The sequence below is a fragment of the Streptomyces sp. SID12501 genome, assembly GCF_010550245.1.
Lineage (GTDB): Bacteria > Actinomycetota > Actinomycetes > Streptomycetales > Streptomycetaceae > Streptomyces.
Window position 1 is genome coordinate 1 of the sequence record NZ_JAAGLU010000372.1, and the last position, 541, is coordinate 541.

Sequence of the window (541 nt, forward strand, 5' to 3'; positions counted from 1 at the left end):
CCGCCACCGCCTCGGCGACCGACCGAGAGGACATGACCGATGGACGTGCTGCGCACGCTCGGGCTGCGGCGCACGCCGCAGAGCGAGCGCGCCGACACCCGCCAGGAGCAGAACGCCGCCGGTGGCTACGCGTTCGTGCTCGACGACGTCGCCCGGCTGCGGCGCTTCCTGACCCTCGGCGTGGACGGCGGCACCTACTACGCCGCACCGCGCGAGCTGGCGCGGGAGAACGCCGAGGTCGTCGGGCGGATGGCCCACGAGGACCCCGAGACGCTGGTCAGCACCGTCGTCGACGTGTCCGTCCGTGGCGCCGCCCCGCGCCAGAACCCCGCGCTGTTCGCCCTGGCGTACGCCGCGTCGGTGCCGGAGTCGGCACCGCTCGCGCTCGCGGCGCTGCCGACCGTGGCCCGGACCGGGACGTGGTGCGCCCCAGCGCGTCGGTCGCGGTGGTCGTCACCGTCCCGCCCTGCGGTGGGACGACCGTCGTGGTGTCACCCGTGTACGTGGTGGTGACGCGCTTGGTCTCGTCGCCGAAGCGCTT

At 75.0% G+C, this 541-nt stretch carries 1 protein-coding gene; it reads left to right on the forward strand.

Translation table 11 applies throughout. The features are described 5' to 3' along the window. The first annotated feature begins 39 nt into the window (after positions 1-39). On the forward strand, positions 40-513 hold the full coding sequence (locus G3I71_RS46300) for a TROVE domain-containing protein (protein WP_203733078.1): 474 nt from the start codon (positions 40-42) through the stop codon (positions 511-513). The last annotated feature ends 28 nt before the right edge of the window (positions 514-541 follow it).

What these genes read in the sequence shown, in the direction of transcription:
- G3I71_RS46300 (WP_203733078.1), top strand. Translation starts at nt 40, where the DNA reads ATGGACGTGCTGCGCACGCTCGGGCTGCGGCGCACGCCGCAGAGCGAG.